General features: G+C 73.5%; 16 protein-coding genes and 1 pseudogene. 10 read left to right on the top strand and 7 right to left on the bottom strand.

Annotation, left to right across the window (positions count from 1 at the left end; translation table 11 throughout):
* Positions 1-170: 170 nt before the first annotated feature.
* Positions 171-1817 carry a glycosyl hydrolase family 8 gene (locus tag ACIP84_RS04160; RefSeq protein WP_355965377.1) on the top strand — a complete coding sequence of 549 codons (1647 nt, stop codon included), beginning with the start codon at positions 171-173 and terminating at the stop codon, positions 1815-1817.
* Here the strand turns inward: ACIP84_RS04160 and ACIP84_RS04155 are convergent.
* The 3 genes from ACIP84_RS04155 to ACIP84_RS04145 all read right to left on the bottom strand — a co-directional run bounded on the left by ACIP84_RS04155 (position 1794) and on the right by ACIP84_RS04145 (position 5725).
* Positions 1794-3497 carry an FAD-dependent monooxygenase gene (locus ACIP84_RS04155; RefSeq protein WP_401794244.1) on the bottom strand — a complete coding sequence of 568 codons (1704 nt, stop codon included), beginning with the start codon at positions 3495-3497 and terminating at the stop codon, positions 1794-1796. The two genes, ACIP84_RS04160 and ACIP84_RS04155, sit on opposite strands and share 24 nt — an antisense overlap.
* A 237-nt stretch (positions 3498-3734) precedes the next feature.
* The gene (locus tag ACIP84_RS04150; protein ID WP_401794241.1) at positions 3735-5075 is read right to left on the bottom strand and encodes a carboxyl transferase domain-containing protein; all 1341 of its coding nucleotides are present in this window, start codon (positions 5073-5075) and stop codon (positions 3735-3737) included.
* A gap of 191 nt (positions 5076-5266) precedes the next feature.
* Positions 5267-5725 (bottom strand): cyclic nucleotide-binding domain-containing protein, encoded by a 459-nt coding sequence (locus ACIP84_RS04145; protein WP_401794238.1) that lies wholly within the window; start codon positions 5723-5725, stop codon positions 5267-5269.
* A 242-nt stretch (positions 5726-5967) separates the two neighbouring features.
* Between ACIP84_RS04145 and ACIP84_RS04140 the strand changes: the two genes are divergently transcribed.
* Genes ACIP84_RS04140 through ACIP84_RS04125 form a run of 4 tightly spaced genes read left to right on the top strand, consistent with a single transcriptional unit; the run spans position 5968 to position 9220 of the window.
* Positions 5968-6738 (top strand): amino acid ABC transporter ATP-binding protein, encoded by a 771-nt coding sequence (locus ACIP84_RS04140; protein WP_355965370.1) that lies wholly within the window; start codon positions 5968-5970, stop codon positions 6736-6738.
* Positions 6739-6781: 43 nt separating this feature from the next.
* A complete protein-coding gene (locus tag ACIP84_RS04135; protein WP_266971920.1) occupies positions 6782-7630 on the top strand; it encodes a glutamate ABC transporter substrate-binding protein in 849 nt (282 codons plus the stop codon).
* A gap of 10 nt (positions 7631-7640) precedes the next feature.
* Positions 7641-8306: an amino acid ABC transporter permease gene (locus ACIP84_RS04130; RefSeq protein WP_355965368.1), complete on the top strand. Its 666-nt coding sequence runs from the start codon at positions 7641-7643 to the stop codon at positions 8304-8306.
* Positions 8303-9220 (top strand): amino acid ABC transporter permease, encoded by a 918-nt coding sequence (locus ACIP84_RS04125; RefSeq protein WP_401794233.1) that lies wholly within the window; start codon positions 8303-8305, stop codon positions 9218-9220. Before ACIP84_RS04130 ends, ACIP84_RS04125 begins: the two co-directional genes overlap by 4 nt.
* Positions 9221-9364: 144 nt before the next feature.
* Here the strand turns inward: ACIP84_RS04125 and ACIP84_RS04120 are convergent, their stop codons facing one another.
* Positions 9365-10120 carry an anti-sigma factor gene (locus ACIP84_RS04120; RefSeq protein ID WP_355965364.1) on the bottom strand — a complete coding sequence of 252 codons (756 nt, stop codon included), beginning with the start codon at positions 10118-10120 and terminating at the stop codon, positions 9365-9367.
* On the bottom strand, positions 10117-10701 hold the full coding sequence (locus tag ACIP84_RS04115; protein ID WP_355965363.1) for a sigma-70 family RNA polymerase sigma factor: 585 nt from the start codon (positions 10699-10701) through the stop codon (positions 10117-10119). Before ACIP84_RS04115 ends, ACIP84_RS04120 begins: the two co-directional genes overlap by 4 nt.
* A gap of 221 nt (positions 10702-10922) precedes the next feature.
* Here ACIP84_RS04115 and ACIP84_RS04110 point away from each other — a divergent pair, with 221 nt between their 5' ends.
* Entirely contained in the window at positions 10923-11546 is a 624-nt protein-coding gene (locus tag ACIP84_RS04110) for a fasciclin domain-containing protein (RefSeq protein WP_355965362.1), read from the top strand.
* A gap of 193 nt (positions 11547-11739) precedes the next feature.
* On the opposite strand, the gene ACIP84_RS04105 is transcribed toward ACIP84_RS04110, so the two are convergent.
* On the bottom strand, positions 11740-12234 hold the full coding sequence (locus ACIP84_RS04105; RefSeq protein ID WP_401794229.1) for a MarR family winged helix-turn-helix transcriptional regulator: 495 nt from the start codon (positions 12232-12234) through the stop codon (positions 11740-11742).
* 130 nt (positions 12235-12364) lie between these two features.
* On the opposite strand from ACIP84_RS04105, the gene ACIP84_RS04100 reads away from it, so the two are divergent.
* Together ACIP84_RS04100 and ACIP84_RS04095 are read left to right on the top strand one after the other, a co-directional pair.
* Positions 12365-14011 carry an SDR family oxidoreductase gene (locus tag ACIP84_RS04100; protein WP_401794226.1) on the top strand — a complete coding sequence of 549 codons (1647 nt, stop codon included), beginning with the start codon at positions 12365-12367 and terminating at the stop codon, positions 14009-14011.
* An 84-nt stretch (positions 14012-14095) separates the two neighbouring features.
* Complete coding sequence (locus tag ACIP84_RS04095) at positions 14096-15469, top strand: cryptochrome/photolyase family protein (protein WP_401794223.1); 1374 nt, start codon at positions 14096-14098, stop codon at positions 15467-15469.
* Positions 15470-15607: 138 nt separating this feature from the next.
* Here ACIP84_RS04095 and ACIP84_RS04090 read toward each other — a convergent pair whose 3' ends face one another.
* Positions 15608-16597 (bottom strand): MerR family transcriptional regulator, encoded by a 990-nt coding sequence (locus ACIP84_RS04090; protein WP_401794220.1) that lies wholly within the window; start codon positions 16595-16597, stop codon positions 15608-15610.
* Positions 16598-16730: 133 nt separating this feature from the next.
* On the opposite strand from ACIP84_RS04090, the pseudogene ACIP84_RS04085 reads away from it, so the two are divergent.
* Both ACIP84_RS04085 and ACIP84_RS04080 read left to right on the top strand, forming a co-directional pair.
* A pseudogene (locus ACIP84_RS04085) lies at positions 16731-17312 on the top strand (sigma-70 family RNA polymerase sigma factor); the annotation flags it as partial.
* A gap of 237 nt (positions 17313-17549) precedes the next feature.
* On the top strand, positions 17550-19208 hold the full coding sequence (locus ACIP84_RS04080) for a molybdopterin-dependent oxidoreductase (RefSeq protein WP_401794217.1): 1659 nt from the start codon (positions 17550-17552) through the stop codon (positions 19206-19208).
* The last annotated feature ends 44 nt before the right edge of the window (positions 19209-19252 follow it).

Raw genomic sequence — 19252 nt, 5'->3', positions numbered from 1 at the left:
CGGTGCCCGTCTCGACGCGGCAGCGGTCCGCCCCGGTGCGGGACGGACCCGGCCTCCTCACGTTCGGTTCTGGTGCGGGGTCTTGCGCGGGAGTTCCGGTCTCTCTACTCTCCGGGCCAATGGTTAGGAATATTTCCTAACCATTGGCCATGGAGGGAAAGGGAGTTGTCATGCGTCGACGAAGCGTCTCGCTTCTCGGGCTCGCGGGCCTGCTGGCGTTGCCCCTGACGGTGCTGCCGCAGGCACAGGCCGCCGACAGTCTGGTGTCCACCGGAAAGGCGGTGACGGCCTCGTCCGTCGAGACCTCGGCCTTCGGGCCCGGTCTCGCGGTGGACGGCAGCGCGGCCACTCGCTGGGCGAGCCTCGAAGGGGTCGATCCGCAGTGGATCCGCATCGACCTCGGGGCGAATCACACGATCTCCCGCGTCAAGCTCAACTGGGAGGACGCGTACGGGAAGACGTACAGGATCCAGACCTCGGCCGACGGCTCGACCTGGTCCGACGTCTACTCCACCACGGCCGGTGACGGCGCGACCGACGACCTGACGGTCTCCGGCAGCGGTCGCTACGTCCGTATGTACGGGACCGGCCGCGGCACCGCCTACGGCTACTCCCTCTGGGAGTTCGAGGTGTACGGAGCGCCCACCGGCACCGGGGGCGGTGGTGGCACGGCCGTCCCCTTCGGCAGCCACCTCAAGCCCTATGCCGCCGGGACGCTGAAGCCGTCCGGGTCCCAGGCCACCCTCGACCAGAAGGTCGTCGACTACTACAACCGGTGGAAGTCCGCCTTCGTCCGGCAGAACTGCGGCAACGGCTGGTACCAGATCATCTCGCCCGACGCCGACCACCCGTACGTCGCCGAGGCGCAGGGCTACGGCATGGTCGTCGCCGCGACCATGGCCGGCGCCGACCCCGACGCGAAGAAGATCTTCGACGGCCTCGTCAAGTGGAAGATCGACCACCCGTCCGCCGTCAACCCCAACCTGCTCGCCGCCGAGCAGGACGTCAACTGCCGCAGCGTCAACGGCGGTGACGGCGCCACGGACGGCGACATGGACGTGGCCTACGGCCTGCTCCTCGCCGACAAGCAGTGGGGCAGCACCGGCACGTACAACTACAAGGACCTCGCGCTCAAGCATATAGCCGCGATCAAGAAGGACGAGCTCAACCCGACGACCAAGCTCCTGAAGCTCGGCGACTGGAGCAGCTCCGGAGACCAGTACTACTACATCACCCGTACGTCCGACTGGATGGTCGACCACTTCCGCGCCTTCCGCACGGCCTCCGGCGACACGACCTGGGACGCCGTGCGCACCGCGCACCAGACCCAGATCTCCCGTCTCCAGTCGACCTACGCCTCCGGCACCGGACTTCTCCCCGACTTCGTCGTCGACACCCACACCACCCCCAAGCCCGCCCCGGGCCAGGTCCTCGAGGACCCCAACGACGGCGCGTACTGGTGGAACGCCTGCCGCACCCCGTGGCGCATCGCGGACGACGCGGTGACCAGCGGCGACACCACGTCGCTCGCGGCCGCGCGGAAGCTCAACAGCTGGATCAAGACGAAGACCGGCGGTGACCCGAACAAGATCGCCATCGGCTACAAGCTCAACGGCACCCAGATCTCGGCGGGCAGTGAGGCCGCCTTCTTCGCCCCGTTCGCGGTGGCCGCGATGACCGACTCCGGCAGCCAGGCCTGGCTCGACGCCCTGTGGAACAAGATGCTGGCCACCCCGATCGACACCAGCAGCTACTTCTCCGCGAGCATCCAGCTCCAGGTCATGATCACGGTCTCAGGCAACCACTGGGTCCCGTAGCGGTACGGACAGCGCCTGGAGGCAGTCCGTCAGCGCCGCCGTGGTGGCGCCGAGCGGGAACCGCGCGGCGAGCTGCCCGTCGGGGCGCACGACGAAGCCGGTGTCGCCGTCGGGGAGGTAGATCCGCGCGAACTCCCCGGCGGCGTCCCGGTAGGCCGGAGCGCCGAGGGCGGGAGAGGTGTCCGGATCGGCCTCCCGGGGGAGCAGGGCGACGACGTCGAGCGGCAGCCGCTCGACGGCGACGGCCCCGGCCGCCGCCACCGCCCGCGCCAGCCCGGTGGCGTCGGCCCCGTACAGCACGGCCACGTGTCCCGGCCGGTCGCGCAGGACGTCGAGCAGCCGCAGCGGGTAGACGGCGACCGGTGTGGCCAGACCGCCGCAGTCCGGGGCGAGATCTCCGGGCTGCGGCGCGTCGACCGGGCCGTAGGGGGCGCCGGCGAGCGGGCCGTCCCGGTAGCCGACGAGCAGTTGGGCCTCACGGAGCAGCAGCGTCGTCAGGTCGTCCGGATCGTTCTCGATGCCCCGGGTGGCGTGTCGCACGGTCCGGCCGACGACCTCCTCGCCCACCGGGCGCCGCTCGGCGTCGTAGCTGCCGAGCAGCGCGGGCCCGGCCTCGCCCTTCACCACGAGGGCGAGCTTCCACGCCAGATTGGCGGCGTCCTGGATACCGGTGTTCATGCCCTGGGCGCCGGTGGGCGGGTGGATGTGCGCGGCGTCGCCCGCGACGAAGACCCTCCCCTCGCCGTAACGGCCGACGATGCGGTGGCTGATGCGGAAGACCGACGACCAGCGCAGATCGGAGAGCCGGGCCGGGCCCGGGGCCAGCCGGTCGACGACGGCCTGCAGGGGGGAAAGCCCGGGACCGCGGCCGTCCTGGAGGCCGTGGGCGAGTCCGTCCGACGGGAAGCCGCCGCGGGGCGGTCGCGTCGCCTGCGCCGGATCGGCCGGTTCGGCGAGCTCGGGCGGCACCTTCATCGACATCCGGTAGCGGCCGGCGCCGGGCAGCGGGATGCACACGAGGACGTCGTCGAGGGACCCGTCGGCGGCACGGTGCTCGCAGCGCAGCGCGTACCCCTGTGGCAGGTCCCAGTCGGACTCGGCCACGACGTCGCCGAGCATGTACGCCTCCGGGAACGCGCCGCCCTCGTACGACAGGCCCAGCGTCTTGCGGACGACGCTGTGAGCGCCGTCGCAGCCGATCAGGTAGGGGACCCGCAGCTCCTCGGTGACCCCCGACGCGCCGCGCAGCAGTGCGGTGACCCCGTCCGGGTCCTGGACGAACGAGACGAGTTCGGTCCCGCGCTCGATGTGCGTCCCGAAGCCGGCGACGTACTCCTCCAGGAGCCGCTCGGTCTCGTACTGCGGCAGCGCGGCGAAGCCGTACGGCACGTCGGGAGGCAGTTCGAGCGCGATCCGTGCCGCCACCGCGCCGTTGACGTAGGTCAGTTGGCCGCGCATCGGGACGGCGGCCTCCAGCACGGACCGGATCAGGCCCATCCGGTCCCACAGCTCCAGGGTGCGCGGCTGGATCCCGACGGCCTTGGCGTACGGGAGTCGCGCCGGCAGCCGGTCGACGAGCCGGCAGCGCACCCCGTGCCTGCGGAGCTCGGCGGCCGCGCTCAGTCCGACGGGACCCGCGCCCACGATGAGTACGTCGGTGGTGCTGCCGGTGTGCGCCACGGGTGCCCTCCAGTGCCGGCCCGGTTCTCGCCAGATCCCGTTCTCCATGGTCACCCGCGGCCGCGGGTTCGGCGAGCCGTGCGGTCCGGACCACCCACGGCCTCGTGCGAGCCGCACAGGCCGGCCCACGGAGCCGGCCGGCGGCGTCAGGGGCGTGCGGCCGGGCGCCGTCGAGGCCGGCGCCCGCCACCCGCGCTGAGCGGCAGAGACCCGGAGCCGTCCCCGACGCGGGTGGCCTCAGCTCTCCACGATCCCCCGGACGACGCCCAGGTCCAGGAGGTCCCTTGGGCGCAGGCGGAGTTGGTCCGCCGTCGCGGCGGACTCCTCCGGCGCGCGCTTCAGGATCGACACCGCCGCCTCCGGGGCGATCACCGAGAAGTAGCTGTCGGGGGTGGCCCAGAGATTGCCGGGGGCCGCGAGGGCGAGGGCGCCGCCCGAGCCGCCCTCGCCGACGAGGAGCGAGGTGACGGGGACGCGCGCGGTGGCGACGGCGGCGAACAGGTCGGCGATGGCCGGGCCCGCGCCCGCGCGTTCCGCCTCCGGATCGTTGGCCGCCCCGGGCGTGTCGATGAGGGTGAGGACCGGGACCCCCAGCCGGTCGGCGAGCCGGACGAGCCGGGCGGCCGTACGGAAGCCGGCCGGGCGCGTCGCGGTCCCGCACTGCGCCGCGTACGCCACCGTACGGCCGTCGGCGAGCCGTCCGAAGCCGCACCGCATCCCCGGGTCGACACCCCCGGCGCGGTCGCCCGAGATCTCCGCACGGACGGAGAAGTGCGCGTCGAGGTACGCCGCCGCCCGGGGGCGCCCCGGGTGCCGGGCCCGGGCCACCGCCTCCCGTCCGCTCGCGGCCGGCGGCGTGCCAGGGGCGCCGAGCGCGCGCGGCGGCGCCGCCGGCCCCTCGGCGGGACGCGTGAGCAGGGAGAGCCAGCGCCCGAGGGTGGCACGGAGCGCGTCGGGCGCCACGATCGCGTCGACGTGGCCGTGCGCGAACTGCGCCACCGCGGTGTACGCGGCCGGGTCCGCGTCCGGCGGCCTGACCCGGGAACCGGCGAAGCCGACCTGCGCGCCGGGCAGTGCGAGCACCACATCCGATCCGGCGCCCAGCGTGGCCCAGCCGCCGCCCGTCGTCGGGTCCCGCAGGACGGCGATCTGCGGCAGCCCGGCGGCGCGGGTGAGGGCCGACTCACCCGCCAGGAGCTGCAGTTGGAGCAGCGCCCGCATGCCCTCGTGCATCCGGCTGCCGCCGGTCGCCGGCAGCACGACCACGGGCAGGCGTCGCGCGCGGGCCTGCGCGTGGGCCGCGGCGGCGCGCGCCCCCGTCCGCTCCCCGAGGGAGCCGCCGAGGAACCCGAACTCGAAGGAGATCAGGACCGCCCGCACCCCGCCGATGCCGGCCGTGCCGCAGATCACCGACTCGGTCTCGCCGGTACGGGCGGAGGCGCGCGCGTGCGCGGCGGAGTAGCCGGGCCATCCCAGCGGACCGTCGCCCGTCAAGGGCCCCTCGGCGAAGGGGAATTCGGTGAAGTCGTCGCCGGCGACGAGGGCGATCGCCTCGCGTGCCGTCGTGGGCTCGCTCATCCGGACCTCGCAGCTCGTCGACGGAGTGGGGCGGAGGGCCCGTCCGCCCCGCGAGGGGGCCGCCGGGGACCGGACCCGCCGGTGCACCGTCACCGTAGCGTCCGGTGCTCCGACGGTGCGGGCCCGCCCCCGCTCCCTCTCTCCGCGGGCCTGGGCTCCGTCCCGCCGCCACCGGCCGGCCGCGCCGTCCGTCAGGTCAGGATGCCGCTCCCGTGCGGCGCGTACAGGTCGAGGAGCCGGACCCTGGTCACCTGGAGGCGGTGGGCCAGGATCGAACCCACCCAGAACATGACCGAGGCTCCGAACTCCGCGTCCGAGCGGCACATCGAGCGCACGGCCGGGGCGTCGAACTCCTGCGCCCGGACGGGGGTCATCGCCTCCGCCCCCGACTGGCACAGATACGGCGGGAACAGCCACGACAGGCCCACCAGCTCGCCGTGGTGCAGGGTCTCGATCACCGGCGCCCCGCGCCCCGGCACCTTCGCGTCGAGCGTCACCGCGCCCGTCTTCACGATCCAGAACCGGTCGGCGTGCTGCTGCTCCTCGAACAGCCGGTGACCGGACTCGAAGTACACGTCCTCGGCGAAGGCCATCAGGCGTTCCCGGTGCTCCGGCGGCAACGTGCTGACCTTGGGTGCGGCACTGCTCATGGCGGACCCTCCTCACGCACTCGGCTCCCACCCCCAGTGTCCGCCAGCCCGCCCCCACGCGCGCGTAAGCGGGCGCACGCCTGCTCAGGCTCCACGCGGCCCCGGCCTACCCGGGCCAGGGGCCACGTTCCGGCGTGACCGCTCACTCTCCGTGCACCCCCTCCGGAGTGCGGGGGCCGGGTGGAGGGCGGAGCATGAACGTGAGAAGGAGCGGCAGCGGGGGCGTGAGCCAGGAGGGTGACATGCCCGTCCCGGAAGGTGGCGTCCCGGAAGGGGGCGACGAGCTCGTCGTGCTCCGCGGGGTCGACAAGCACTTCGGCGCCCTGCACGTCCTGCAGTCCATCGACCTGACGGTGCACCGCGGCGAGGTGGTCGTGGTCATCGGGCCGTCCGGCGGGGGAAAGTCGACGCTCTGCCGGGCGATCAACCGCCTGGAGACCATCGACTCGGGCGAGATCGTCGTCGACGGACGCCCCCTCCCGGCCGAGGGGCGCGAACTGGCGGCCCTGCGCGCCGACGTCGGCATGGTCTTCCAGTCCTTCAACCTCTTCGCGCACAAGACCGTGCTCGGCAATGTCACCCTGGGCCAGATCAAGGTCCGCAAGAAGGACCGGAAGGCCGCGGAGCAGCGCGCCCGCGCCCTGCTCGACCGGGTCGGGGTCGCCTCGCAGGCGGACAAGTACCCGGCGCAGCTCTCCGGTGGTCAGCAGCAGCGCGTGGCGATCGCCCGCGCCCTCGCCATGGATCCGAAGGTGATGCTCTTCGACGAGCCGACCTCCGCGCTCGACCCCGAGATGATCAACGAGGTCCTGGAGGTCATGCAGCAACTCGCCCGGGACGGCATGACGATGGTGGTCGTCACCCACGAGATGGGCTTCGCCCGTTCCGCCGCCAACCGTGTCGTCTTCATGTCGGACGGACGGATCGTCGAGGAGACGACCCCGGACGAGTTCTTCAACAATCCGCGCAGCGACCGGGCCAAGGACTTCCTGTCCAAGATCCTCCACCACTGAGCCGCGGCCGTCGCCCGACCAGCAGCCCCCAGGGGTGATCCACATGAACCCGCTCAGGACCGGCAGGGCCACCGTCGCCGTCGCCGCGGCCGTCGTCCTCTCCTTCACCTCCGCAGGATTCGCGAACGGCGCGACCGGCGCCGTGCCACGCGATCACGGAGGCGACGAGATCACCGTCGGCATCAAGTACGACCAGCCCGGCATCGGTCTCAAGACCCCGGACGGCACCTACACCGGCTTCGACGTCGACGTGGCGACGTACATCGCCAAGGAACTCGGCCACGACCCGTCCGACATCGTCTGGAAGGAGGCCAAGAGCGCCGACCGGGAGTCGCTGCTCCAGCGCGGCGACGTGGACTTCATCGCGGCCTCGTACTCGATCAACGACGAGCGGGCGAAGAAGGTCGACTTCGCCGGTCCCTACCTCCTGGCCCACCAGGACGTCCTGATCCGCGCGGACGACGACTCCATCACCAAGCCGTCCGACCTGAACAACAAGAAGCTCTGCTCGGTCACCGGCTCGACGTCCGCGCAGAACGTGAAGGACAAGATCGCCCCCGACGCCCAGCTCCAGGAGTACGGCGGCTACTCCGAGTGCCTGACCGGTCTGGAGAACGGTGTCATCGACGCCGTCACCACCGACGACTCGATCCTCGCCGGGTACGCGTCGCAGGACGAGTTCAAGGACAAGTTCAAGCTCGGCGGCTTCAAGATGAGCAACGAGAACTACGGCATCGGCGTCCAGAAGGGCAGCGAGCTCAAGGCGAAGATCAACACCGCTCTGGAGAAGATGGTCGCCGACGGCTCCTGGGACGCGGCGGTGGAGAAGAACTTCGGCCCCGCCGGCTACCAGAACGAACCCGCCCCGAAGATCGGCGTCATCGTCAAGTGAGCAGGCCGTCGTGTTCGACTTCCTCCAGGGGTACGACCTGCTCGGAGCCTTCTGGGTGACGGTGCAGCTCACCGTCTACTCCGCGATCGGCTCCCTGATCTGGGGGACGCTGCTGGCCGCCATGCGCGTCAGCCCCGTCCCCCTCATGCGGGGCTTCGGCACCCTCTACGTCAACATCGTCCGCAACATCCCCCTCACCGTCATCATCGTCTTCACCTCCCTCGGCCTCTTCCAGACCCTCGGAGTGAGCCTCGGCGCCGACCGGTTCACCGTCATCAACTTCCGGCTCGCCGTCCTCGGTCTCACCGCCTACACCAGCGCCTTCGTCTGCGAGGCGGTCCGCTCCGGCATCAACACCGTCCCCCTCGGCCAGGTCGAGGCGGCCCGCGCCATCGGGCTCAGCTTCCCGCAGGTCCTGCGCATCGTCGTGCTCCCCCAGGCCTTCCGCTCCGTCGTCGGCCCACTCGCCAACGTCCTCATCGCCCTCACCAAGAACACCACCGTGGCCGCCGCGATCGGCGTCGCCGAAGCGGCCCTGCTGATGCGCGAGATGATCGAGAACGAGGCCCAGCTCATCCTCATCTCCGCGATCTTCGCGTTCGGGTTCATCTGCCTCACCCTGCCCACCGGACTCTTCCTCGGCTGGGTCGCCAAGAAGGTGGCGGTGAAACGGTGAAGAAGGAGAGACCCACGGTCCTCTACGACGTCCCCGGGCCGCGCGCCCGGCGGCGCAACGTCCTCTGGACGCTGCTGTTCCTGGTCGCCGTGGCCGCCGTGGTGTGGTGGGTCGTGGTGAGCCTCGCCGACAAGAACCAGCTCGAATGGTCCAAGTGGGCGCCCTTCTTCACCGACGCCCGCATCTGGGAGACGTACATCCTGCCCGCCCTGAAGAACACCGTGATCGCCGCCGCGCTCGCCATGGTGATCGCGCTGCCGCTCGGCGCCCTCCTCGGCATCTCCCGGCTCTCCGACCACCGCCTGGTGCGTGCCGCGGCCGGCACCGGTGTCGAGTTCTTCCGCGCCATCCCCGTCCTGATCCTCATGCTCTTCGCCAACGCCGCGTACTCCGAGTTCACCGACGTCAGCCCGGACATCCGCCCGATGTATGCCGTCGTCACCGGCCTCGTCCTCTACAACGCATCCGTGCTCGCCGAGGTCGTCCGGGCCGGCATCCTCGCCCTTCCCGCAGGCCAGACCGACGCGGCGAAGGCCATCGGCATGCGCAAGGGCCAGACCATGACGTACGTGCTCCTCCCGCAGTCGGTCACGGCCATGCTGCCCGCGCTCGTCAGCCAGCTCGTCGTCATCGTCAAGGACACCGCGCTGGGCGGCGCGATGCTCGGCTTCTCCGAACTCCTCGCCTCCGTCCGTCCGATGAGCGCCAACTACGGAGCGAACACGATCGCCTGCTTCACCGTCGTCGCCGTGCTCTTCGTCATCCTCAACTTCGCGCTCACCACCTTCGCCTCCTGGCTCGAAGGCCGGCTGCGGCGCGGCAAGAGGTCCACGGGCGTGGTCGTCGGAGCGGACGCGGTGGAGGAACTGGCCACACCCGGCGAACACACGGGCCCGACCGACGGGACCAGGTGATCCTCCGGGCAGAGGCAGAGGCAGAGGCAGAGGCAGAGGCAGAGGCCGGCGCAGGTACGGGGGCAGGGGCAGGGCGGAGCCCTGCAGGACGGGACGGGGGCACGCGTGCGCGTGTGCGCGTGCCCCCGCGTGCGTGCCCCCGGGTCAGGCCCGGGGGAGGGCGAGCACCGCCACCGGTGCGGAGGTCGGACTCGGTGAGCCACCGGCTGGTTCGACGGTGACCCCCACTCCGGACGCCTGGTTCACGGGACCGTCGAGGAGGGTCGCCTCGGCGGTGGCCCCCGGGTCCATCAGCCCCGCGGACCGCATGGTGCCCCCGTCGTCGTACCAGAGCTGGTAGACCTTGCCGGCCGGTGGCGGCGCCATGCCGGAGGCGGCGAAGACCGCCCGGTCGAGCGAGGCCGAGACGACGACCGTGCCCACGGCGCCGCCTTCGAGCCGGCTGGTGGAGACCCGGGCGTCCGGGGCAGCGAGGACCTCGGCGACGGCGTCGTTCGCCTCCCGTGCGCGGGCCGTCTCCTGCCGGGCGTCCTCGGCGAGCCCGTGCTGCCAGGCCGCGACCCCGCCGAGCCCGACCGCCCCGGCGAGACAGGCCGCCAGTGCCCAGTGCGACCACCGGCGCAGGCCGCGCCGCCCGCGCCGGGCCCGGGCCGCCCTCGCGGTCGCCGGCGGCTCCTGGCGTACGGTCGCGATCCGCTCCAGGACGCCCGTGCGCAGCGTGGCGGTCGGCGTCACCGCGACGGCGAGACCCAGCCGGACCACGGTCTCGGAGAACTCCTGGACCTCCTGGGCACACGAGGGACACTCCGCCAGATGCCGGCGTACGGCCTCGTGCTCCTCGGGGTCCAGTGCGTCGAGCGCGTACGCGCCGGTCATCGTGTGCGGATCCGCGGCGTTCACACGCCCACCCCCAGACAGTCCCTGAGCCGGATGAGCCCGTCGCGCATCCGCGCCTTGACGGTGCCCAGCGGCACGGCCAGCAGTTCCGCGACCTCGCGATAGGTGAGGCCCCGGTAGTACGCCAGGTTCACCGACTGGCGCTGCAGCTCGGTGAGACCCCGCAGGCAGCGCCGGACCTGCTCGCGCTCCAGCCGGCTCTCCACCTGCTCCACCACCTCGTCGTAGGCGGCCGTGTGCTCCAGCAGGGCCACCCGCTTCTCCCGGTTGGACGCCGCCTGCTCGGAGCGCACCCGGTCGACGGCCCTGCGGTGCGCGAGCGTCATGACCCAGGCCAGGACCGACCCCCGGGCGGGCTCGTAGCGGGCCGCGGTCCGCCACACCTCGACCAGCACCTCCTGGGCGACCTCCTCCGACTGGGCGGGGTCCCGCAGCACGGTGCGGACGAGGCCGAGCACCGGCCCCGAGACCGCCTCGAAGACGGCCGTGAAGGCCTGCTGGTCGCCGAGCGCCACGCGCCCCATCAGCTCGGGAAGGTCCGGAGCCGCTGGTCGGACGTCGCCGATCCACACGTTCTCTCTCACCGGCGGTTTCCTCCAGGAATCACTCGAGTACAGGAGGTGTTCGGAGCCGGCGGCCCGGTGGACGGGTCGCGCGGAGGTCTTTCCGCACAGCTCCGCCGGCCGAGGCGCGGCAGCCGATCCTCATCACTCTTTCGGGTGAGGGGAGCCATCCGGACGCAGCCGCGCACCGAATGACTGGTGATGGGTCGCCGACCGGTGGACCCGAAGCCCCAGGAGTGATCATGAACACCCAGACCTTCCGTCGCGCCTCCGTCGCCGTGACCGCCGCCGTGCTGCTGCCGCTGGGCCTGACCGCCTGTTCGGCCGAGGCGAGCGGTGACGGAGCGGCGGCCCCCGCGGCGGCCTCGTCGACGGCGACCGGCATGACGGCCGACGGCCCCTTCGGCCCCGGGTGCGCGTCGGTGCCGAAGGACGGCGCCGGTTCCTTCGACGGCATGGCGAAGGACCCGGTCGCCACGGCAGCCTCGAACAACCCCGAGCTGTCGACGCTGGTCACCGCCGTCAAGCAGGCGGGTCTCGTCGACACGCTGAACAACGCCGAGAACATCACGGTGTTCGCGCCGACCAACGCCGCCTTCGCCAAGATCCCGAAGGCCGACCTGGACAAGGTCCTCGCCGACAAGGCGATGCTGACGGACATCCTCACGTACCACGTCGTGGGCCAGAAGCTGACCCCGAAGCAGCTGGAGAACGGCTCCTTCGAGACCCTCCAGAAGGGCCGGCTGACCACCCAGGGCTCCGGCGAGTCCTTCACGGTCAACGAGTCCGCGAAGGTGGTCTGCGGCAACGTCCCCACCGCCAACGCCACCGTCTACATCGTCGACACGGTGCTGATGCCCAAGTAGCGGAGGCGTCCTTCTGGGAGGCACCGTCCTCCGGCCCCGTCGCTTCCCGGCTCAGCCTGCCGGGCCACCACGCGACGGGGCCGAGGTCCGGAACGAGCGCGGGTACGAGCAGCGAGCGGACGAGTCGAGGGCCTGCCCGGGGCGCCGCGACCGGTACCCGACCAGTGCGCGCCGCAGCCGCCGGAGGGCCAGGTCAGCGGCGCGGCACGGGCAGGTCGCCGAGTTCCTCGTTCAACGCGTCCAGGAAACGCACGGCCACGGCCAGCTCCTCCGCGTCGAACCGCAGCCGGGCCCGCTCCGCCGCCTGCGCCAACGGCATGAAGTAGCTGCGTGCGGCGGCCTTCGCCCCCTCCACGTAGTGCACATGGACGACCCTGCGATCGGCGCTCTCCCGGGAGCGCCGGATGTGCCCGGCCCGCTCCAGCCGGTCGAGGCAGGCCGTGACCGCGCCCGAGGTCAACCCCAGGTGCTCCCTCAGCCGACCCGGCGTCAGCGGCTCCGGGCTGTCCAGCACGACCGAGAGCGCCTGCACGTCCGTGGGATGCAGTCCCTGCGCGAGCGCGAAACCATGGACCAGGCGATTGATCTCGCCGTTCGTCCGCCGCAGCGCGCGGGCGAAGCTCTGCGCATCACCCGGCACGCGCCGGGGCGCGGTACCACCGGTCTCGGGTTCCTCTGTACTGGCCACACGATCAGCCTATAGAAACGGCCGGCGCATCCGCGGCGGCCGCCCCTCCGGAAGAGGAGCAGGAGGAAGCCGGGCCCCCGGCCGGTGGGGGAGCGCGGCAGCCCCCCACACAGCGGAACGGAGCAGATCCATGAGCGACACGTCAGGGCAGGAGACCCCGGGACCGCTGTGCCTGGTCACCGGCGCCAGCGGCTACATCGGCGGCCGCCTCGTCCCGGAGCTCCTGGCGGCCGGCTTCCGGGTGCGGTGCCTGGCCCGTACCCCCGCGAAACTGCGCGACCACCCCTGGGCCGGGGAGGTGGACATCGTCCGGGGCGACGTCACCGACGCCGGGACCCTCGCTTCCGCCTTCCGCGACGTCGACGTCGCGTACTACCTGGTGCACGCCCTGGGCGCCGGGCACGGCTTCGAGCGCACCGACCGCACGGCGGCCGGGAACTTCGCCCGGGAGGCCCGCGCCGCCGGCGTCGGCCGCATCGTCTACCTCGGCGGCCTCACCCCGCGCGGCGTACCCGACCGGGAGCTCTCGCCGCATCTGCGGTCCCGGGCCGAGGTGGGCCGCATCCTCCTGGAATCCGGGGTCCCCACCACGGTGCTCCGCGCCGCCGTCATCATCGGCTCCGGCTCGGCCTCGTTCGAGATGCTCCGCTACCTCACCGAACGCCTGCCCGTGATGGTCACCCCGAGCTGGGTCCGCACCAGGATCCAGCCGATCGCCGTCCGGGACGTCCTGCGCTACCTGGTCGGCAGCGCGCGGATGCCCGCGCAGGTCAGCCGGGCCTTCGACATCGGAGGCCCCGACATCCTCACGTACCTCGGCATGATGCGCCGCTACGCCGCCGTCGCGGGACTGCCCCGGCGGCTCATCTTCCCCGTGCCGGTCCTCACGCCCCGGCTGTCCAGCCACTGGATCGGCCTCGTCACCCCGGTGCCCCGGTCCATCGCCCGCCCGCTGGCCGAGTCGCTCCGCTACGAGGTCGTCTGCGACGAGCACGACATCGCCGACTGGGTGCCGGATCCGCCCGACGCCCCGCTCGCCTTCGAGCGGGCGCTCGCCCTCGCCCTCCAACGGGTCCGCGAGGCGAAGACGACCACCCGCTGGTCCTCCGCGTCCGTGCCCGGCGCGCCGAGCGATCCGCTGCCCACCGACCCCGACTGGGCGGGCGGCAGCCTCTACACCGACGAGCGCGAACGCACCGTCGGCGCGTCACCGCAGGCGCTGTGGAAGGTCGTCGAGGGCGTCGGCGGGGAGAACGGCTGGTACTCCTTCCCGCTCGCCTGGGCCGTCCGAGGCTGGCTCGACCGGCTCGTCGGAGGGGTGGGTCTGCGCCGGGGCCGCCGCGACGCCCTGCACCTGAGAGCCGGCGACTCGCTGGACTTCTGGCGCGTGGAGGAGATCGAAAGGGGCCGGTTGCTGCGGCTGCGCGCCGAGATGAGGCTCCCCGGCCTCGCCTGGCTGGAGATGTACGTCGAGCGCGACGAGAACGGGGACACCCGCTACCGGCAGCGGGCCCTGTTCCACCCCCACGGCCTCGCCGGCCACGTCTACTGGTGGTGCGTCGCGCCGTTCCACGCCGCCGTCTTCGGCGGCATGGTCCGCAACATCGCGCTGACGGCGGAGGCGAGCGAGGCGGAGGGGACCGCCGGTCCGCCGCCCGCGTCCGGTCCGCCGCCCGCATCCGGCTCGTCGTCCTCATCCGGTTCGCCACCCGTGCCCGGCTCGTCGTCCGCGTCGTCCCGGGCACCCGCATCCGGCAGGCCCCCGCGGGGCGAATGACCTCCGCACGTCACATCAGTACGGCGACCCACGGGGCAGACGTCTCGCCGGGCCGGTCGGTGAGTCCATGCCAGGAGCGGTGCCATGAACGTCTCGGTCGTCCTCTTCACCTCGGACCTCCGTGTCCACGACCACCCGCCGCTGCGCGCCGCGCTGGGCCGGGGGAACGAGGTCGTCCCCCTGTTCGTACGGGATCCGGCCGTGGCCCGCGCGGGCCACGGGGCGCCGAACCGGGACGCGTTCCTCGCGGACTGCCTCGCCGCCCTCGACACCGGACTGCGCGAGCGCGGCGGCCGGCTCGTGGTGCGCTCGGGTGATCCCGTCGCCGAGGTGTGCGCGGTCGTCCGGGAGGCCGACGCCGACGACGTCCACATGGCGGCCGGCTGCAGCGGGTTCGCCCGCCGCCGTGAGGACAGGCTCCGCCGTGCCCTGGAGGCGGACGGGCGGCGCCTGTACGTCCACGACGCCGTCGTCACCGCGCTGCCGGCGGGCGCCGTGACACCGGACGGCTCGGACCACTACGCGGTCTTCACCCCCTACTTCCGCCGCTGGTCGTACGAGCGGCTGCGCGAGCCGCTCGCGGCACCACGGGTGGTCCGGACGCCCACGGGCATCCGCTCCGAGGAGCCGCCGGCCCGCGCGGACGTCCCGTCCGTCTCCGAGGGTCTCGCCGACGGCGGTGAGCGGGAGGGCCGCAAGCGGCTCGCCGCCTGGCTGGCGGGGGGCGTCGACGGGTACGAGGAAGGCCACGACGACCTCGCGGGCGACGCGACCTCCCGCCTTTCGCCGTACCTCCACTTCGGCGCCGTCTCGGCGACCGAGGCGATCCACCGGGCCCGGTCGCTCGGCGGGGCGGGTGCCGAGGCGTTCGTACGCCAGCTCTGCTGGCGCGACTTCCACCACCAGGTCCTCGCCGCGCGCCCCGCCGCCGCCGCCGACGACTACCGCACCCGTCACGACCACTGGCGGCGCGGGAAGGAGGCGGACGCCGACCTGCGGGCCTGGCGCGAGGGCCGCACGGGCTACCCCGTCGTCGACGCCGCGATGCGGCAACTCGCCCACGAGGGCTGGATGCACAACCGGGGGCGGCTGCTCGCCGCCTCGTTCCTGGCCAAGACCCTGTACATCGACTGGCGCGAGGGAGCGCGGCACTTCCTGGACCTGCTGGTCGACGGCGACATCGCCAACAACCAGCTCAACTGGCAGTGGGTGGCCGGCACGGGCACCGACAGCCGCCCCAACCGGGTGCTCAACCCGGTGACCCAGGGCAAGCGGTACGACCCCGACGGCGCGTACGTACGGCGGTGGGTACCGGAACTCGCCGGGCTCGAAGGCCCCGCGGTCCACGAGCCGTGGAAGCTGCCCGGGCTCGAACGGGCCCGGTACGACTACCCGGACCCCGTGGTCGACCTCGCCGACGGCCTCGCCCGCTTCCGCAACGCCCGGGGCAAGGACTAGGAGGCCCGGGCGGGGCGTGGACCCCGGGCGGGGCGTGGACCCCGGGCGGGGCGTGGACCGCGGGCCGGGCGTGGACCGCGGGCGGGGCGTGGACCCCGGGCCGGGCGCGGACCCCTGGCCGGGCCGGACGGCGTCCGCTCAGGAGTCTCCCGAAGCGGCGGTGGTCCCCTCGCCGTCCCGTGCGCCGACGCACAGACCGCGCAGCAGGGACAGCGCCTCCCGCAGACCCGTGGGGCGCAGCATCCCGGGCCCCGGGGTCCGGCCCGCCCAGCCGGGACCCGTGAGGAGGACCGCCGTCCGGGACCGGGCGCCCCTGACGCCCCACGCGGTGTCGGCGACGTGGCGCGCCAGGGGGTGGTCGGCCGTCGAGCGCGCCTGGGCCCACAGCGCGACCGCGGCGGGGCCCGTCCTCCGTACCGCCTGGTCGAGCGCCTCCGGCGGCACGGCCGCCCCGAACATCAGGGTGGGGACCCCGAGTTCGGCCAGCCCCGCGGCGAGGGCCTCCAGGGGGAGGGTGTGCTGCTCGTGCGGCACACAGGCGAGCAGGACCGGGGGAGTGCCCGCCTCCGAGGCCCTGGCACGGCCCGCCGCGCCGACCCGGCGCAGCGCCGTCGACACATGCCAGGACAACAGGTGCTCCACCTCGACATAGCGGTCCTCCGAGGTCTCCCACTTGCGGCCCACGGCGTGCAGGGCGGGCGCCAGCACCTCCTCCCACGCGGTGACCAGACCGTGCCGCGCGATCGCGGACGCCAGCAGCTCGTCCATGGCCTCCGAGTCCAGCCTGACGGCCGCGCGGCCCAGGCCCCGCAGCTCCTGGCGGACGTCGCCGGGGCCCGGTCCGCGGGCGGCGGGCCGGGCAGGCCCCTCCCCGGCGGCCGGCGCGGCCGGTACGGCTCCGGCCCGGGCGGCCCGGGCAGCCTCCGCCGGAGGGACTCCGGACGCCGTCAGCCGGCACATCTCCTGGAGCACGGCGATGTCGTGCGGGCCCCACCGCCGGTGCCGGCCGCTCTCATGGGCGGCGGGGCCGATGCCGTAGCGCCGGTCCCAGGAGCGCAGGGTGGTGGGCGCGACACCCAGGCGGCGCGCGACCGCACCGCTGGTGAGCCCCGGCGAGGGTTCCGTCATGAGTCCCACGATACGACGCACAACCGTTGCGAATGGTGCGGCCACCGTGCCGGGACGGAGTCTGGGGGTGCCCCGTGAGGGGACCCCGCCCGCCGACCGGTCTCCGCCGGTCCCGGCCTGAGGAGCAGTCGCCATGACCGCACCGACCGTCGAAGCCCGGCCCCCGTTCCGGAGCGACCCGCGGCCCCTGTCCGACCGCGAGGTCGCCGACGGCTTCGTGCGCGGCGACGAGCACTGTCTGGCCGTCGCCCACGCCCGGTGGCACGGCCTCGTGCACGCCCTCGCCGCCCGCACCCTCGGCGACGCCAGGGAGGCGGAGGACGTCGGCCAGCAGGTCTTCCTCGCGGCCTGGCGGGGCCGGGCCGGCTACCGGCCGGAGCGCGGTCCGTTCCCCGGCTGGCTGGTCGGCATCACCCGGCGGAAGATCGCCGACGCCCTCGCGGCGCGCACCCGGCGCCGGGACCTGGTGGTCGCGGCGGGTGAGCGGCTGTCCCCCGAGGGCGTCTGCGTCCCGGACCCCGACCGGGTCCTCGAACGGATCGTGGTCACCGGCGAGCTGGCGAAGCTGCCCGCCGCACAGCGCGAGGTACTCGCCATGGCGTTCTACGGGGACCTCACCCAGGTCCAGATCGCGGAGCGCACGGGACTGCCCCTCGGCACCGTGAAGAGCCACGCGCGGCGCGGCCTCGACCGGATGCGCCGCTCGCTGAACGAGGCACCGGGCGGACGCACCACGCACACCACCAGCCGCACCACACACACCACCACCCACACCGCGACCACGGCTGCCAAGGCCACCGCCGCCACCGCTAGCAAGGCCACCGCCGCCACCGCTGCCAAGGCCACCGCCGGCGCGAGCTGACACCGCCCCGCGGCCCCCGGAACCCTCACCGGTGTCCACCTTCCAGGTGAATCGGCCCATCCAGAGCGCCGTCGATGCCGAATGAGGAGCATGACCCTCTCCGAGCCCCCGGGCGCGCCCACCCGCACGGACCGACTCCTGGCCGCCGTCGGCGGCCTGGTCGCCGGATACGTCTCCCTCGCCGTCGCGGACCTCGCCGCCTTCTGGGTACGGCCCGAGGCGAGCCCCGTGACCGCCGTCGGCGGCGCCGTCGTCGACCAGACCCCCGCGGCCGTCAAGCAATGGGCGATCCGTGAGTTCGGCGAGAGCGACAAGGCCGTTCTCCAGCTCGGCATCCTGATCGTCCTCGGGGTCCTCGCCGTCGGGATCGGGCTCCTCGCGCTGCGCCACCGGCTGCTCGGCTCGGCGGCCGTCGGTGCCTTCGGCGTCCTCGGCGCCCTGGCCGCCGTCACGCGGCCGGACTCGGACTCCGTGCTCGACGCGGTGCCCTCCCTGGTGGGCGCCCTCGCCGGCGCGGCCCTGCTGTACGCCCTGATCGGCATCCTCGTCCGGAGGGCCGGAACGGGATCGCAGGCCGCCCGCTCCGACCGCCGCACCTTCCTCGTCGCCGCCGCCTCCGCCGGCCTCGCCGCGACCGGCGCCGCCGCGCTCGCCCGGGCGGTCGGCAGCCCCGTCGAGGAGAACGCGGCCGCCTCCCGCGCCGCCCTCCGCCTGCCCCGACCGGCGTCCCCCGCGCCGGCCGTACCCGCCGGAGCCCAGCTCCGGGTCCCCGGCATCAGCCCCTTCATCACCCCGAACCGCGACTTCTACCGCGTCGACACCGCACTCGTCGTCCCCCGGGTCGACGCCGGCGAGTGGCGGCTGCGCGTCCACGGCGCGGGCGTCCGCGAGGAGCTCACCGTCACCCTGCCGGAGCTCATGACCCGGCGGATCGTGGAGCGGGACATCACCCTCGCCTGCGTCTCGAACGAGGTCGGCGGCCCGTACGTCGGCAACGCCCGCTGGCTCGGTGTGTCCCTCGCCGACCTCCTGCGCGAGGCGGGCGTCCGGCCGCCCTCCGCCGGCGGCCCCGCCGACCAGCTGGTGGCCCGCTCCGTCGACGGCATGACCATCGGCACCCCGGTCGAACAGGTCATGGACGGCCGCGACGCCCTCCTCGCCTTCGGCATGAACGGCGAACCCCTGCCCTTCACCCACGGCTTCCCCGTCCGCATGGTCGTCCCCGGCCTCTACGGGTACGTCTCCGCCTGCAAGTGGATCGAGTCGATCGAACTCACCACCTTCGCCGCCTACGACGCCTACTGGGTCCCGCGCGGCTGGGCCGCCCAGGCCCCCGTCAAGACCGAGTCCCGCATCGACACCCCCCGCGCCTTCGCCCGGCCCGCCGCCGGCACCGTCATGGTCGCCGGGGTCGCCTGGGCCCAGCACCGGGGCATCCGCCGGGTCGAGGTACGGATCGACGACGGCCCCTGGCAGGAGGCCCGGCTCGCCACCGAGGACAGCAGCGACACCTGGCGCCAGTGGCTGTACCCGTGGCAGGCGACCCCGGGCCGGCACACCCTCACCGTCCGCGCCACCGACGGCACCGGCGCCACCCAGCCCGAGGAGCGCACCGACACCATGCCCGACGGGGCCCAGGGCTGGCACTCCGTCGTCGTGACCGTCGACGGGGACAGCCGTCCCGCCCGAAGTGAAGGAGCCGTGACGGCGGCAGGGGGTAGCCGTGACGGTCTGGGTGCGGCATCGTGACGGTCGGGAGGGTGGCGCCGCGCCGGTCCGGGCAGCGTAACGAA

The sequence above is a fragment of the Streptomyces sp. NPDC088707 genome (assembly GCF_044752725.1).
In the GTDB taxonomy this organism is placed as follows: Bacteria; Actinomycetota; Actinomycetes; order Streptomycetales; family Streptomycetaceae; genus Streptomyces.
The sequence above is the reverse complement of the archived record's forward strand: the minus strand, read 5'-3'. Positions and strand labels throughout refer to the sequence as shown.

Bases quoted from the DNA above. Each gene is read 5' to 3' on its own strand.
- ACIP84_RS04160 (WP_355965377.1), top strand. From the start codon at position 171: ATGCGTCGACGAAGCGTCTCGCTTCTCGGGCTCGCGGGCCTGCTGGCG.
- ACIP84_RS04150 (WP_401794241.1), bottom strand. From the start codon at position 5,075: ATGAGCGAGCCCACGACGGCACGCGAGGCGATCGCCCTCGTCGCCGGC.
- ACIP84_RS04145 (WP_401794238.1), bottom strand. From the start codon at position 5,725: ATGAGCAGTGCCGCACCCAAGGTCAGCACGTTGCCGCCGGAGCACCGG.
- ACIP84_RS04140 (WP_355965370.1), top strand. From the start codon at position 5,968: ATGCCCGTCCCGGAAGGTGGCGTCCCGGAAGGGGGCGACGAGCTCGTC.
- ACIP84_RS04135 (WP_266971920.1), top strand. From the start codon at position 6,782: ATGAACCCGCTCAGGACCGGCAGGGCCACCGTCGCCGTCGCCGCGGCC.
- ACIP84_RS04110 (WP_355965362.1), top strand. From the start codon at position 10,923: ATGAACACCCAGACCTTCCGTCGCGCCTCCGTCGCCGTGACCGCCGCC.
- ACIP84_RS04100 (WP_401794226.1), top strand. From the start codon at position 12,365: ATGAGCGACACGTCAGGGCAGGAGACCCCGGGACCGCTGTGCCTGGTC.
- ACIP84_RS04095 (WP_401794223.1), top strand. From the start codon at position 14,096: ATGAACGTCTCGGTCGTCCTCTTCACCTCGGACCTCCGTGTCCACGAC.
- ACIP84_RS04090 (WP_401794220.1), bottom strand. From the start codon at position 16,597: ATGACGGAACCCTCGCCGGGGCTCACCAGCGGTGCGGTCGCGCGCCGC.
- ACIP84_RS04080 (WP_401794217.1), top strand. From the start codon at position 17,550: ATGACCCTCTCCGAGCCCCCGGGCGCGCCCACCCGCACGGACCGACTC.